Here is a 484-nt window from a genome sequence, read left to right as displayed (position 1 = left end):
CGCAGCGACGATCTGGATCAGCGGCCTCTTACGAAGCCCATTGATCACAACTAAAGACAGCCCCTAGTGCCCCGGCAGGCGACGTTCGCCCCGTCGGAGGCCCGGCACGCCCTCTCGCCGCACCGGCCGGAAGCCCGAGTACATCCAGTACGAGGGCTTCCGGCCGGCACTCACCCAAGCTCTTCGAGCAGGGGGTACCCCCAGAGCACGCACCGGACGCCGCTCCTTGACGGGCAAACGTTGCCTGCCGGGGCACTAGGGGGCGACGTCGGCGACGCCGTCCGCGGGTTTGTCGAGGACGTACGCCGTGTAGCGAGTGACGCGCCCGATGGCCCGGTGAGCCCGGACGACGGCGATGACTTCGTCCCAGTCCTGTGCGTCGAGTGTCCTGAGGCCGGGCCACCGCACGCACAGGGCCTGCCGGCCGGCCCGGGTGGACGCGGTGCCGACGAACAGGGCGCAGAGGAGGGCCGCCCTGTGGAGC

Annotated in this window: 1 pseudogene; it reads right to left on the bottom strand. The window is 70.7% G+C overall.

Annotation, left to right across the window (positions count from 1 at the left end):
- Window positions 1-255: 255 nt before the first annotated feature.
- Window positions 256-484, bottom strand: a pseudogene (locus AOQ53_RS45070) (hypothetical protein); the annotation flags it as partial.

This window comes from Streptomyces azureus (genome assembly GCF_001270025.1).
Taxonomy (GTDB): Bacteria; Actinomycetota; Actinomycetes; order Streptomycetales; family Streptomycetaceae; genus Streptomyces; species Streptomyces azureus.
This window is presented reverse-complemented; position numbering and strand designations above follow the sequence as displayed.